Origin of the sequence: Bradyrhizobium vignae, from assembly GCF_900324035.1 — a bacterium.
In the GTDB taxonomy this organism is placed as follows: Bacteria; Pseudomonadota; Alphaproteobacteria; order Rhizobiales; family Xanthobacteraceae; genus Bradyrhizobium; species Bradyrhizobium vignae.
This window is the reverse complement of the sequence record NZ_LS398110.1, coordinates 7,921,364-7,933,907: the sequence shown is the minus strand read 5'-3', so window position 1 is coordinate 7,933,907 and position 12,544 is coordinate 7,921,364. Positions and strand designations below refer to the sequence as shown.

The window sequence follows — 12,544 nt, the reverse complement described above, 5'->3', positions numbered from 1 at the left end:
GAGGATTCTGAGATGGAGATCGATCTCCCCGAGGTGATCGCGGAAGTCAAAGCCGCGTTCGAGCGCTATGAGCAGGCCCTCGTCAGCAACGACGTCGCCGTGCTCGGCGAGCTGTTCCGCAACGACCCGCGCACCTTGCGCTACGGCATGGGCGAGAACCTCTATGGCTATGAGGCGATCTCCGGCTTCCGCGCCGCGCGCTCGCCGGTCGGGCTCAATCGTCGCACGGCAAAGACGGTGATCACGAGCTACGGCCGCGACACGGCCGTGGCGTCCACCTTGTTCTATCGCGACACGGCGCCCGGCAAGGTCGGCCGGCAGATGCAGACGTGGATACGTTTCCCGGAGGGCTGGCGCGTCGTCGCCGCTCATGTCAGCATCATCGACGAGCCGAAAGAGACCGTATGACGCTTGACGATTTTCCGCAGGGGACACTGCCGGGCGAGCCGGTGGTGCCCCGCGTCGACCGTCCCTCGCCGTCGGTGCAGAAGGTCACGCGCGCCGAGGAGCTGCGTCTTCAGCTTGCGGACGAGATCGTGCGCGGAACCCTGGCACCCGGTGCGCCGCTGGACGAGACCGACATCGCGCGGCGCTTCAGCGTTTCGCGCACCCCAGTGCGCGAGGCGCTGCGCCAATTGGTCGCGAGCGGCCTGGTCGAGGCGCGGCCGCATCGCGGCGCGGTGGTGGCGCAGCCGTCGATCGAGCGGCTGAAGAGCATGTTCGAGGCGATGGCCGAGCTCGAGGCGCTGTGCGCCGGCCTTGCCGCCGAGCGCATGTCCCCTGCCGAGCGGCATGCGCTCGAGGCCGTCCACGAAGAGCTGCGGCTCTTGAGCTACGCCGGCAATCCCGAGCGCTTTCACGAGGTCAACGAGCGCTTCCACAACACGATCTATTCCGGCTCGCAGAACGGCTACATCGCCGAGATCACGCTGGCGACGCGCGTGCGCGTGCAGCCGTTCCGCCGCGCCCAGTTCCGCAATCTCGGCCGTCTCGCCAAATCGCAGGCCGAGCACGACCGCGTCGTCGTCGCCATCATGCGCGGCGACAAGCAGGGCGCCGCGGCCGCGATGCGCGCGCATATCGAGCTGGTGCGCGGGGAGTACGAGATCTACGCGGTGTCGGTGTAGCCGGACCCGCGTCCCGGACGCGGTGCAGTGCCGTAGCAACCATTAGATTCGCCCGATCGCTGAGGGTAGCATGACGCCGTGCTTGCGGCCGTCAAGGCGTGGCCTGGCGGCAGCGGAGATGGAGTTGAGGCCAGGGCGACGGCCAGCCTTTGACGGCCGCGGCGCGCGGCGTCTTTGTGACGGCAGGTCGGGACGAAGAAACGGTGCTTCGGCCGAACAAAGAAACGCCATCAGGTAGCCGGAGCCCTCGCGATCTCGGGCGGTTTTGTCTGCCAAGGCGTGCCGCGGGCGACCACTGTGTTGGCGAAGATTAATAGCTTTCTGGCGCAAGCGATCAATGCGCGCTTGTGTTCCTTGCCTGCTCCCATCAGCCTTCCATAGAGCGTGATGAGCTGCGGATTCCAGCGAAATGACGCCGGCAGCGCCGCAGTAAAGAGCGCACGTCGCAGCCGTTCACGCCCGCCGGCGATGTGACGAACGCCGGTGCGATCGCCGCTGTCGTCATCGTAAGGGGCAATGCCAGCCAGCGCGGCCGCTTGCTCGCGCGTGATCTGACCGATCTCGGGCATCCGCACCAGAATGACCATGGCGGTCTTTAGCCCGATACCATCGATGCTGTTGATCAAGTCGAGCCGCTCGGCAAGATCGCGATGCTCACGGATTGCGGCGGCCAGTGCCTTCAGTTCGACCTTCTCGCGCTTGGCCAGGCGAGCGATATCCTCCTTCCACAGCTTCTGGAGCCGCATATTGCGGCAGCTCTCGATCCGGTTCTTCAGCCGAGCAATGTCCTCGGTGATCTGGTCGATCATCGTCAGGTGCTCGGCAAATGGCAGCAAGCGGGGATCCGGAGCTGCGTGGATCTTCTTGACCGCGGCGGTGCAGGCCGCAATCAGCGCGGCATCGATCTTGTCGTTCTTGGCGCGCTGCAGCTGGAACACGGCATAAGCGCGCACCTGGGCCGGCTGAAATACGACGACCACAAACCGCTGGCGCCGCAACTCGGCGACGACAGCCTGCTCATAGCCGCCGCTCGCCTCGATCCCGACCCGTTTGACCTTGTGGCGCTGCAACCATTCCACCAGCACTTTATAGCCATCCGGCGTGTTATCGGCCTGAAGCCGCTCCAAACTGCCATCAAGTGCCACATCGAGCTTACGTTTACCGGTATCGATCCCGGCACAGATCGTGATACGCTTGGCCATCTTCGTCGACCCTCCCTTGTGTGTGCGAACCTAAAGTTCGTTCAACCATCCGGGTCCCGATGAAGTACCGATCGCGATCCTGCTACGAAAGGCAGCCCTCAAGGCTTCGGTCGGCATCGATCCGATCGATCGGCAGCCCAGCTCGGGCGGCCACCCGAGCTGGGCCATTCCTCACGGAACGAGGCCATTCTAGTCCGGTGCGCTAAAACAAGGGTGGGCAAAGGCGCAACGCGCCGTGCCCACCATCTCTCTGGGATCGCATCAGCAATGGTGGGCACGCTTCGCTTTGCCCACCCCACAGGACTCACCCTCTCGCGGCTTCCGCCATATACTTCCGCCATCCCCCATATGCGGTGATATCCCGCGCCTCGCCCAGCACTTCCGGCTCGACGAGAAAGCCCTTCACGCTGCGGCCATCGGCAAGCCGGATCGTGCCGACCGCCATCGGTGCGGGAATCGCGTTGACGAACTTGCCGAACGCCGCCGCAGACAGTGACCAGATCTCCAGCTCGATCGACGCACCTTTGCCGGCTGCGACGCGCAGCAGGCCCGGCTTCGGCGGCGTGGTGTTGAGCGCATAGAGTTTGTAGTCCGGCGCGGTCTTTGTCGCCTCCATCAGCTTCCCGCTCAACGCCTTCAACTCGCCGTTCAGCGCCATGCCGGACAGATGCGCCCCGACCACCGCGATCGGAATCTCGTCGATGCGTTCGGCGGGCAGCGGCGCGAGCGCGGGCTGCGCGACGCCCTTTGCGCCAACTGCCAGTTTCGTATCCGCATGGAACACGCGGCCGATGCTAGCCAGCATCGCATCGTGTCCGGCGGGCGCGAGCAGCGTGATGCCGAACGGAATGCCATCACTGCGCATCGCAGCCGGCACGGCGAGACCGCAGAGATCGAGCAGGTTGACGAAATTGGTGTAGGTGCCGAGCCGGCTGTTGAGCTCGATCGGATTGGCGAGCACCTGCGCGGTGGTGTAGGCCGTCGGCGCCGTCGGCAGCACCAGCGCGTCGATGTTCGCAAACGTGCGCTCGGCAATCTTGCGCAGCCCTTGCAGGCGATAGAGCGCGGAGAAGGTCTCCGCCGCCGTCAGTCGCGCGCCGGCCGCCGTGATCTCGCGGGTGACGGGGTGGATCGCATCGGGTGCGGAAGCGAGCAGGTCTTTGATCACGAGATAGCGCTCGGCGACCCACGGCCCCTCATAGAGCAGCCGCGCCGTCTCGTAGAACGGCTCGAGGTCGAACTCGACCAGCACCGCGCCAAGCGCGGTCCAGCGCTTCAGCGCATCGCCGTAAGCGGCTTCCGCCTTCTTGTCTCCGAAGAAGATCAGCTGCCCGTTGCGCGGCACGCCGAGGCGCAAATTGGCGGGGAATTGCGTGAGCGGGCCCAGCGGCCGCTCGCGCGAGAATGGATCGGCCCGGTCCGGGCCGGCCATCACCGACAGTGCGAGCGCGGCATCGTCCACCGTCAGTGCGAACACCGAAATGCAATCGAGCGTGCGGCAGGCCGGCACCAGGCCAGCGGTCGAGATCATGCCGAGGCTCGGCTTCAGCCCGACGATGTTGTTGAGCATCGCCGGCACGCGGCCAGAGCCGGCGGTGTCGGTGCCGAGCGACAGCGGTACGAGCCCGGCGCCGACGGCGGTGGCCGAGCCCGAGCTCGACCCGCCGGGAATCAGATCCTCGCGGATCGAATTCCGGGGAATGCCGTAGGGCGAACGGCCGCCGACGAGGCCGGTCGCGAACTGGTCGAGATTGGTCTTGCCGATGATGATGGCGCCTGCGGCGCGCAGGCGCTCCACCGCAGTCGAATCGTGTGCCGGCGTGTAGGAGAAAGCCGGGCAGGCTGCAGTCGTGGGAAAGCCCAGCGCGTCGATATTGTCCTTCACCGCGACCGGCACGCCGTAGAGCGGCAGGCTGGCCGCGTCCTTCGTGGCGAGCTTTTCGGCCTCCGTGATCGCATCCTTCTCGTCGCGCAGGCTGATGAACACGGCGGGATCGTTGTGGTCGCGGATGCGCTGATAGGTCCGCGCGATCGTCTGTGCCGGCGTAAGCGTCCCCGCGCGATGCGCGGCCACAATCGCGGCGATCGTTTCAGGCTGCTGAGCCCCCATGGCGTCCAACTCCGGCATTTCGTCTTCGCCTGGAGTGAAGCAAGCGATGTGCCATTGTGTACATTATCCGGGCAGGGCGATTGCTCCGGATATTATCGTGCGATCAGTGGCTTGGGGAATATTTCGGCAGGCGCATGGGCCGTCGCATCGGCGACCTGTGACGTGCATCTGCCCAAATCATGGGCGACATCAGGTGAAGCCGGCGAGGATCCGGAGCAGGTGCGCCCGGTTCTCCTTGCCGATCTTCGCCTCGACGTGCCGCTCGTGCTCGGCCGCGAGCCGCTTGAACTTCGTCAGCGCCGTCTCGCCCTGCGCGGTCAGATGCAAGGCATGGGAGCGCCGGTCCTCCTTCGATTTGATCCGCTTCACCAGCTTGCGCTGCTCGAGGCTGTCGAGCAGATGCACCAGCCGGGCGCGCTCGATGCCGAGGCGCTTTGCCACCGCCATCTGTGACAAGCCCGGATTGGCGCCGATCACCGTCAGCACCGAATATTGCGTCGGCCTGATGTCGACCTCGCCGAGCGTCTTGATGAAGTCCTGAAAGATCCAGATCTGGAAGCGTCGCACCGCATAGCCGGCGTGCCCGACCAGTGAGTCGAGGCCAATGTCGCCGGCGGCCTCGCGAGGCGCTGCGCCGTTGCCGGCGCGCCTGCGCGGGGAGGGGCGGGTGTCGGCCCGGGCTGCATTGGCTGTCACGTCGGTGTCTCCTGTCGCGCAATCCTAATGCCTCGAAGCGCCGAGAGGAAGAATGTTGTTGACGACAACAATTGCCGTGCCCAACATTATGGCCAAAGCGGCCCGAAACGAGGCTGCGGCCCGCCGCGGAGGAAACACATGACAGTTGCCCCAGATGGTGACGTTGCAGGCCTGTTCGCAACGCCAAGGACCGTCGCAGAGCTTTGCGCCGACGGCAGCATCGTGCTGCGATCGCCGGATCCGTTGCGCGCTGCTGCGCGCTGCGTGGGCGATTGGCTGGAGCAATGGGCGCGGCAAACGCCGGATGCGATCTTCCTGGCCGAGCGCGGCAGCGTCGAAGCGCCCTGGACCACCGTCACCTATGCGCAGGCGCTGCGGAACGTGCGCGCCGCCGCGTCCTGGATCCTCGCGCAGGGCCTCAGCGCCGAGCGGCCGCTCGCGATCCTCTCCGACAACAGCATCGACCATGCGCTGCTCGCGCTCGCCGCTCAGCATGTCGGCGTGCCCTCGGCCGCGATCTCACCGGCCTATTCGCTGATGTCGAAAGATTTTGACAAGCTCAAGAGCATGATCGCGCTGCTCGAGCCGGGCGCGATCTACGTCTCGGCGACCAAGCCGTTCGCGGCAGCGCTGGCAGCCATCAAGCCGCTGCACCAAGCGCAGATCATCAGCGGCAATGCTGCTGATGCCGACGCGCTGGCCTTCCGCACCGTTGCCGCAACGCCCGAGACGCCTGCCGTTGCAACAGCCTTCGCCGCGGTGACGCCTGATACGATCGCAAAATTCCTGTTCACCTCAGGCTCGACCGGCACGCCCAAGGCGGTCATCAACACCCAGCGCATGCTGACCTCCAGCCAGCAAGCCAAGGCGCAGACCTGGACCTTCCTCGAAGAGAGCCGCGGCAATCTCGTCATTCTCGACTGGCTGCCCTGGAGCCACACCTTCGGTGCCAACCACAATTTCAACCTCGTGCTGCGCAATGGCGGCTCGCTCTATATCGACGGCGGCAAGCCTGCGCCCGGTCTGTTCGCGACGTCACTTGCGAACCTCAGAAGCGTGATGCCGACGGTCTATTTCAACGTGCCGCGCGGATTCGACATGCTGATCGCGGCGCTGCGCAGCGACGAGGAATTGCGCCGCCGCTTCTTCGGCGAGGTGAAATTCGCCTTCTACGCCGGCGCCGCGCTGCCGCAGAATCTGTGGGATGCGCTCGAAGAGCTCTCGCTCAAGACTGTCGGCCGCACGCTGCCGATGGTCTCGGCCTGGGGCTCGACGGAGACCTCCCCGCTCGCCACCGATTGCCATTTCCTCGCCGAGCGGTCCGGCAATATCGGCGTGCCAATTCCCGGCACCGAACTGAAGCTCGTTAGGTCAGGCGACAAGCTGGAGGTGCGCGTGCGCGGCCCCAATGTCACGCCGGGCTATTGGAAGGCGCCGGAACTGACCAGGCAGGCCTTCGACGAAGAGGGTTTCTATCTGATCGGCGATGCGGTGAAGCTCGCGGATAGCGCGCGGCCGGAGCGCGGCCTGTTCTTCGACGGTCGCGTCGCCGAGGACTTCAAGCTCAATTCCGGCACCTGGGTCAGCGTCGGCACTCTCCGCGTTGCCGGGATCGCCGCGCTGGCGCCACTCGCGCAGGACATCGTCGTGTCGGGCCACGGCGGCGATGAGGTGCGCTTCCTGGTGTTCCCGAACGTCGCGGCCTGCCGCGCGCATGCCGGGCTGCCCGAGACGGCTGATGTGAACGAAGTGTTGGCGCACGACAAGGTCAGGGGTGCGATCGCGCAGGGTCTGGCGCGGCTGAAACAGCAGAGTGGCAACTCCTCCGGCCACGCCACGCGCGCGCTGCTGCTCGCGGAGCCGCCCTCGGTCGATGGCGGCGAGATCACCGACAAGGGCTACATCAACCAGCGCGCCGTGCTGACGCGGCGTGCGGAGGCGTTGGCGCGGTTGAACGATGATGCGTCGGGGGAATGGATCGGCCGCGCCGGCTAATGCAGTTGCCGCGCATACGCCCCGGACGCAGCGCAGCACGCAATGATGCGCTGCTGAGCCGGGGCCCATTCTTTGCGGGCGTCGCTAAATCTGGATCCCGGCTTTGTGTCGCGTCATCGCGCCGCGTCCGGGACACGAGAGCGAGACGCTGAGCCCACCGAACTAAGCCAGCCATCCTGTCGTAATATCTGCCGAATCTTTTGTTGCCTAAGCAACTAATTTATGCGAACCGTTCCAGGGGCGGACGACGGCAGACGAACTGCCGCGGCCGATCTCGGAGGAAACAATGTTCGGCAGGATTGGTGCCGCGAACATACGTGGGCGCATGCCTGAAAGTGCCGGCACGACGCAGCCTCGGCGCTGCGTGTCAGGTGTGGCTGCTGTCCGTCACCGCGCCGAGATTCTCGTGCAGCCGGCGCAGCAGGTCGATCAGAACCTCGCGCTCGTCCTTGCTGAGGCAGGACAGCAGCCGCCGCTCGCGCTCGAGCGCGGCGACGATCACCTTGTCATGGGTGGCGCGGCCTTTCGCCGTCAGCGCGATCGAATGGGTGCGGCCGTCGTTCGGATCGGTGCGGATCGACACCAGTCCGCGTTTCTCGAGGCCGGCCAGTGTCCGGCTCACCGGCCCCTTGTCGAAACCGATGACGTGGCAGATGCGCGAGGCGGGAATGCCCGGCTCGAGCGCCAGCAGCGACATGATCCGCCATTCCGTGACGTTGACGCCGAACTGCTTCTGATAGAACGCGGTCGCGCTGTTCGAGAGCTTGTTGGCGATGAAGGTGATGAACGCGGGCACGTAACGCTCGAGGTCGAGCGTCGGCCCCGCATCACTGGGGGCGAGCTTTTGGCGAACTCTGGTCGAGGACGGCGGCATATCGGTTTTCTGACTCGCGGCGGGCCCGAAGACCTAAGGGCATGCGCCGCCCTTTCACAAGGTCAAAATGAGGGAGGTCTTTCATGACCGCATCCGGCTCCGTTGGATCAGGTGTCCCGCATCTCGACGTCGACCCCTTCGACATGAAGTTTTTCGCCGACCCCTATCCCACCCATGAGCTGCTGCGGGAAGCCGGCCCGGTGGTCTATCTCGACAAATGGAAGGTGTACGGCGTTGCGCGCTATGCCGAGGTCCATGCCGTCTTGAACGATCCCGCAACCTTCTGCTCCAGCCGCGGCGTCGGGCTGTCCGATTTCAAGAAGGAGACGCCATGGCGGCCGCCGAGCCTGATTCTGGAAGCCGATCCGCCCGCGCACACCCGCACCCGCGCCGTGCTGTCGAAAGTGCTGTCACCGACAGTGATGAAGCAGGTGCGCGACCGGTTTGCCGCGGCGGCGGAGGAGCGGGTGGATGCGCTGATCGAAAAAAGCAGCTTTGATGCGATCACCGATCTCGCCGAGGCCTACCCGCTGTCGATCTTTCCGGATGCACTTGGCCTGAAGCCCGAAGGCCGCGAGCATCTCATTCCCTATGCGAGCGTCGTGTTCAACGCGTTCGGTCCGCCGAACCGGCTCCGCCAGGAGGCAATCGAACGCTCGACGCCGCACCAGGCCTATGTCGCCGAGCAGTGCCAGCGCGAGAACCTTGCGCCCGGTGGCTTCGGCGCCTGCATCCATGCGCAGGTCGACGAGGGCGCCATCACCGCGACCGAGGCACCGCTATTGGTGCGCTCGCTGCTCTCGGCCGGTCTCGACACCACCGTCAACGGCATCGGGGCCGCGGTCTATTGCCTCGCGCGCTTTCCCGATCAATGGCAGCGCCTGCGCAATGATCTCTCGCTGGCGCGCGGCGCCTTCGAGGAGGCCGTGCGGTTCGAGAGCCCGGTGCAGACCTTCTTCCGCACCACGACGCGCGAGGTCGAGCTGTCAGGCGCGAGGATCGGCGAGGGCGAGAAAGTGCTGATGTTCCTCGCCGCGGCCAATCGCGATCCCAGGCGCTGGGACAGGCCCGACAGCTACGACATCACCCGCCGCGCCTCCGGCCATGTCGGGTTCGGCTCGGGCATTCACATGTGCGTCGGCCAGCTCGTGGCACGCCTTGAAGGCGAGGTGATGCTGACGGCGCTGGCGCGCCGCATCGCGAAGATCGAGATCACGGGCGAGCCGAAGCGCCGCTTCAACAACACGCTGCGTGGGCTCGACAGCCTGCCTGTCACCATCACCCCGGCCTGACGAGGAGCTTTGATGCCCGCCATCACCTTCATCCATCCCGACGGCAAGTCCATCCGCATCGAGACCGTAGGCGGCGAGAGCGCCATGCAGGCCGCGACCCGTCACGGCCTCGACGGCATCCTGGCCGAATGCGGCGGCAACGCCATGTGTGCGACCTGCCACGTCTATGTCGACGAGGCCTGGCTCGTGCGCCTGCCTGCAATGGCTGACGATGAGGATGCGCTGCTCGACGGCACCGCCGCCGAGCGGCTGCCGAACAGCCGGCTGTCCTGCCAGATCGACATCACGCCCGAGCTCGACGGGCTGGTGCTGAGGATGCCGGAGCGGCAGGTCTGAATCTCGGAACGTGCCGGCAACGACCGGCGCGACAATACATCAAACAGGGGAGGGAATGATGAAGCATCTGAAGTTGACTCTCGCGCTGGCTGCGAGCCTGGCGACCGGCGCGGCGAATGCCGAGATCTCGGACAACGTGGTGCGCATCGGCGTGCTCAACGATATCTCCGGCATCTTCCAGGACACCAACGGCATGGGCTCGGTCGAGGCCGCGCGCATGGCGGCGGAGGATTTCAACGGCGGGGCTAAGGGCATCAAGGTCGAGATCGTCTATGCCGACCACCAGAACAAGGCCGATGTCGGCAATGCCATCGCGCGCAAATGGCTCGACATCGAGGGCGTCGATGCCATCGTCGACGTGCCGAACTCGGCCGTCGGGCTCTCCATCAACGCGCTGTTGCGCGACAGCCGCATGACGTTCCTGGCGTCCTCGACGGCGAGCTCGGATCTCACCGGCAAGGCCTGTTCGCCGAACACCATCCAATGGGTCAACGATGCCTGGGCGACCGGCAACACCACGGCGGCCGCCATGATGTCGCGAGGCGGCAAGGAGTGGTATTTCCTCACGGTCGACTACGCCCTCGGCAAGGGTATCGAGGCGGAGGCGCAGAAATACATCGAAGGACACGGCGGCAAGGTGCTCGGCTCGTCAAAACATCCGCTCGGCACCTCCGACTTCGCGTCCTTCCTGTTGCAGGCGCAGAGCTCGAAGGCGCAGGTGATCGGATTGGCCAATGCCGGCGGCGACACCATCAACGCGGTGAAGCAGGCCGCCGAGTTCGGGCTCCAGCAGAGCGGGCAGAAGCTCGTGGCCTTCCTGCTCTTCATCAACGACATCCACGGCATGGGCATCAAGGTCGCGCAAGGCCTCCAGCTGATGGAAGCCTTCTACTGGGACATGAACGACGACACGCGCGCGTTTGCGAAACGCTTCGCAGCCCGCGCCGGCATGAACGGCAAGATGCCGAGCGGCAATCAGGCCGGCGTCTACGCCTCCACGCTCGCTTATCTCAATGCCGTCGCCGCCACCGGCAGCGACAACGCCAAGAATGTCGTGCCCGAGATGAAGAAGTTCAAAGGCAAGGACAAGCTGTTCGGCGACACCACGATCCGCCAGGACGGCCGCGTCGTGCATCCGATGTACCTGTTCGAGGTGAAGAAGCCGGAAGAGTCGAAATATCCGTACGATTATTACAAGCTGGTCTCGACCATTCCGGCGGACCAGGCGTTCCGTCCGCTGGCGGAGGGCGGGTGCGAGCTGGTGAAGTGAATGTAGCCAGGAGCGCGATCTTCCTTCATCCTCCCCCTCCTGGGAAGGGTAGGAGAAACGTCCCTACACCACCTTGCTAGATCCCTGCGTGATCAGCCGCGCCGCGCGCTGATCGCGCGCGTAGATCCAGAGCCAGCTGAGGGCGACGCTGAGGCGGTGGCGGAGGCCGATCAGGAAGTAGATGTGGGCGATGCCCCAGATCCACCACGCGATGGTGCCGCGCAATTTGATCTTGCCGAAGTCGATCACCGCGAGCCGCTTGCCGATCTGCGCGAGGCTGCCGGCGTGCTTGTAGCGGAACGGGCCCGCCGATGTGCCGCGCAGCCGCGCCTTGATGGTCTCGGCGACATGACGGCCCTGCTGCTTGGCCGCCGGCGCGATACCCGGCACCGGCTTGCCGTCCCAGGCGTTGATGGTGACGGTATCGCCGATCGCAAAGATCTCGGGATGGCCGGGAATGCTGAGGTCGGGCTCCACCAGCACGCGCCCGGCGCGATCGCTGTCTGCGCCCAGCCATTCGGCCGCGGGCGAGGCGCGCACGCCGGCGGCCCAGATCCGTGTCTTTGCCTCGAGCAGCTTGCCGCCGAACACGACGCCTTCACGATTGATCTCGGTGACGGCCTGGCCGAGCACGACCTCGACGCCGATCTTTTCCAGCGAGGCCTGCGCGTAAGCCGAGAGGTCGTCGGGAAAGCCGGCGAGCACACGCGGGCCGGCTTCGATCAGAACGACGCGTGCCTTCGTCGTGTCGATGTTGCGGAAATCGGCAGGCAAAGTGTGGTGCGCCATTTCGGCGATGGTGCCGGCGAGCTCGACCCCGGTCGGGCCGGCGCCGACGATGACGAAGGTCAGCCGCGCCGCGCGCCGCTTCGGATCGGTCTCGCGCTCGGCGCGCTCGAATGCCACCAGGATGTGCCGGCGCAGCGTGGTCGCATCCTCCAGCGTCTTCAGGCCAGGCGCCCATACCTCCCACTCGTCATGGCCGAAATAGGCGTGCCGCGCGCCGGTGGCGAGCACCAGCGTGTCATAGGGTACCTCGCTGCCATCGTCGATCAGAACGCGGCGCCGCTCGGCATCGACGCCGCTCACCGTCGCGAACAGCGTCGTCACCTCGCGCCGGTCGCGCATGAGATGGCGGATCGGCCAGGCGATCTCGCTGGTCGCGAGCGATGCGGTCGCGACCTGGTAGAGCAGCGGCTGGAACAGATGATGATTGCGGCGGTCGATCAGCGTGATCTCGACCGGTGCGCCCGCAAGGCGGTAGGTCGTCTCCAGCCCGCCGAAGCCGGCGCCGACGATGACAACGCGGTGGGGAGTGGCGGCCATGATGCACCTCGAATCTCGCTGCTGCTCACCTGCATTTAAGTGCGGATCGGGCGTCGTGGTCCAATAGTCGTCATCAATCGTCGCATAGGCCTGATGTATCGATCTGGCGCGAAAAAGCGCCGCAGCCTCCGGGCCGGCCTTGGGCGGCCTTGGCCGAAGTGAGTAGAATTATATTTCTTGCCATCGCAGATTAGGGCGAAATATGGTGCAGGAGCCGCCGCTGAGCCGTTGGCGGCTCGATGGATTTTGCGTTCAATAGAGACAGGCCCGGGGCGGCGATCACCCCGTTTCCGGGACCGATAATAAGGAGGGGAGT

Annotated in this window: 11 protein-coding genes; 6 read left to right on the top strand and 5 right to left on the bottom strand. The window is 65.6% G+C overall.

Annotation, left to right across the window (positions count from 1 at the left end):
* Positions 1-12: 12 nt before the first annotated feature.
* Both hpxZ and BRAD3257_RS38190 read left to right on the top strand, forming a co-directional pair.
* Positions 13-408 (top strand): oxalurate catabolism protein HpxZ, encoded by a 396-nt coding sequence (gene hpxZ, locus BRAD3257_RS38195; protein WP_122406125.1) that lies wholly within the window; start codon positions 13-15, stop codon positions 406-408.
* Positions 405-1,127, top strand: coding sequence for a GntR family transcriptional regulator (locus BRAD3257_RS38190; RefSeq protein WP_122406124.1), 723 nt, complete (start codon positions 405-407; stop codon positions 1,125-1,127). Before hpxZ ends, BRAD3257_RS38190 begins: the two co-directional genes overlap by 4 nt.
* 230 nt (positions 1,128-1,357) lie before the next feature.
* Here the strand turns inward: BRAD3257_RS38190 and BRAD3257_RS38185 are convergent, their stop codons facing one another.
* The 3 genes from BRAD3257_RS38185 to BRAD3257_RS38175 form a co-directional block, all read right to left on the bottom strand.
* Complete coding sequence (locus tag BRAD3257_RS38185; RefSeq protein ID WP_122400484.1) at positions 1,358-2,329, bottom strand: IS110 family RNA-guided transposase; 972 nt, start codon at positions 2,327-2,329, stop codon at positions 1,358-1,360.
* A gap of 304 nt (positions 2,330-2,633) precedes the next feature.
* Positions 2,634-4,439 (bottom strand): allophanate hydrolase, encoded by a 1,806-nt coding sequence (gene atzF, locus BRAD3257_RS38180; RefSeq protein ID WP_122406123.1) that lies wholly within the window; start codon positions 4,437-4,439, stop codon positions 2,634-2,636.
* Positions 4,440-4,628: 189 nt separating this feature from the next.
* On the bottom strand, positions 4,629-5,135 hold the full coding sequence (locus tag BRAD3257_RS38175) for a MarR family winged helix-turn-helix transcriptional regulator (protein ID WP_122406122.1): 507 nt from the start codon (positions 5,133-5,135) through the stop codon (positions 4,629-4,631).
* Between the two features lie 138 nt (positions 5,136-5,273).
* Between BRAD3257_RS38175 and BRAD3257_RS38170 the strand changes: the two genes are divergently transcribed.
* The gene (locus BRAD3257_RS38170) at positions 5,274-7,130 is read left to right on the top strand and encodes a feruloyl-CoA synthase (protein ID WP_122406121.1); all 1,857 of its coding nucleotides are present in this window, start codon (positions 5,274-5,276) and stop codon (positions 7,128-7,130) included.
* A 367-nt stretch (positions 7,131-7,497) separates the two neighbouring features.
* Here the strand turns inward: BRAD3257_RS38170 and BRAD3257_RS38165 are convergent, their stop codons facing one another.
* Complete coding sequence (locus BRAD3257_RS38165) at positions 7,498-8,004, bottom strand: MarR family winged helix-turn-helix transcriptional regulator (protein ID WP_122406120.1); 507 nt, start codon at positions 8,002-8,004, stop codon at positions 7,498-7,500.
* Positions 8,005-8,087: 83 nt separating this feature from the next.
* On the opposite strand from BRAD3257_RS38165, the gene BRAD3257_RS38160 reads away from it, so the two are divergent.
* From BRAD3257_RS38160 to BRAD3257_RS38150, 3 genes are read left to right on the top strand one after another with little or no spacing between them, the layout of a single operon-like run.
* Positions 8,088-9,296, top strand: a complete 1,209-nt coding sequence (locus BRAD3257_RS38160; protein WP_122406119.1) for a cytochrome P450 — start codon at positions 8,088-8,090, stop codon at positions 9,294-9,296.
* Positions 9,297-9,308: 12 nt separating this feature from the next.
* Positions 9,309-9,632, top strand: coding sequence for a 2Fe-2S iron-sulfur cluster-binding protein (locus BRAD3257_RS38155; protein WP_122406118.1), 324 nt, complete (start codon positions 9,309-9,311; stop codon positions 9,630-9,632).
* A 58-nt stretch (positions 9,633-9,690) separates the two neighbouring features.
* Positions 9,691-10,902 (top strand): ABC transporter substrate-binding protein, encoded by a 1,212-nt coding sequence (locus BRAD3257_RS38150; RefSeq protein ID WP_122406987.1) that lies wholly within the window; start codon positions 9,691-9,693, stop codon positions 10,900-10,902.
* A gap of 63 nt (positions 10,903-10,965) precedes the next feature.
* Here BRAD3257_RS38150 and BRAD3257_RS38145 read toward each other — a convergent pair whose 3' ends face one another.
* A complete protein-coding gene (locus BRAD3257_RS38145) occupies positions 10,966-12,228 on the bottom strand; it encodes an NAD(P)/FAD-dependent oxidoreductase (protein WP_122406117.1) in 1,263 nt (420 codons plus the stop codon).
* Between the last annotated feature and the right edge of the window lie 316 nt (positions 12,229-12,544).

Excerpts from the sequence above, each read along its gene's own strand:
- hpxZ (WP_122406125.1), top strand. The coding sequence starts at position 13 with ATGGAGATCGATCTCCCCGAGGTGATCGCGGAAGTCAAAGCCGCGTTC.
- BRAD3257_RS38190 (WP_122406124.1), top strand. The coding sequence starts at position 405 with ATGACGCTTGACGATTTTCCGCAGGGGACACTGCCGGGCGAGCCGGTG.
- BRAD3257_RS38185 (WP_122400484.1), bottom strand. The coding sequence starts at position 2,329 with ATGGCCAAGCGTATCACGATCTGTGCCGGGATCGATACCGGTAAACGT.
- atzF (WP_122406123.1), bottom strand. The coding sequence starts at position 4,439 with ATGGGGGCTCAGCAGCCTGAAACGATCGCCGCGATTGTGGCCGCGCAT.
- BRAD3257_RS38170 (WP_122406121.1), top strand. The coding sequence starts at position 5,274 with ATGACAGTTGCCCCAGATGGTGACGTTGCAGGCCTGTTCGCAACGCCA.
- BRAD3257_RS38165 (WP_122406120.1), bottom strand. The coding sequence starts at position 8,004 with ATGCCGCCGTCCTCGACCAGAGTTCGCCAAAAGCTCGCCCCCAGTGAT.
- BRAD3257_RS38160 (WP_122406119.1), top strand. The coding sequence starts at position 8,088 with ATGACCGCATCCGGCTCCGTTGGATCAGGTGTCCCGCATCTCGACGTC.
- BRAD3257_RS38155 (WP_122406118.1), top strand. The coding sequence starts at position 9,309 with ATGCCCGCCATCACCTTCATCCATCCCGACGGCAAGTCCATCCGCATC.
- BRAD3257_RS38150 (WP_122406987.1), top strand. The coding sequence starts at position 9,691 with ATGAAGCATCTGAAGTTGACTCTCGCGCTGGCTGCGAGCCTGGCGACC.
- BRAD3257_RS38145 (WP_122406117.1), bottom strand. The coding sequence starts at position 12,228 with ATGGCCGCCACTCCCCACCGCGTTGTCATCGTCGGCGCCGGCTTCGGC.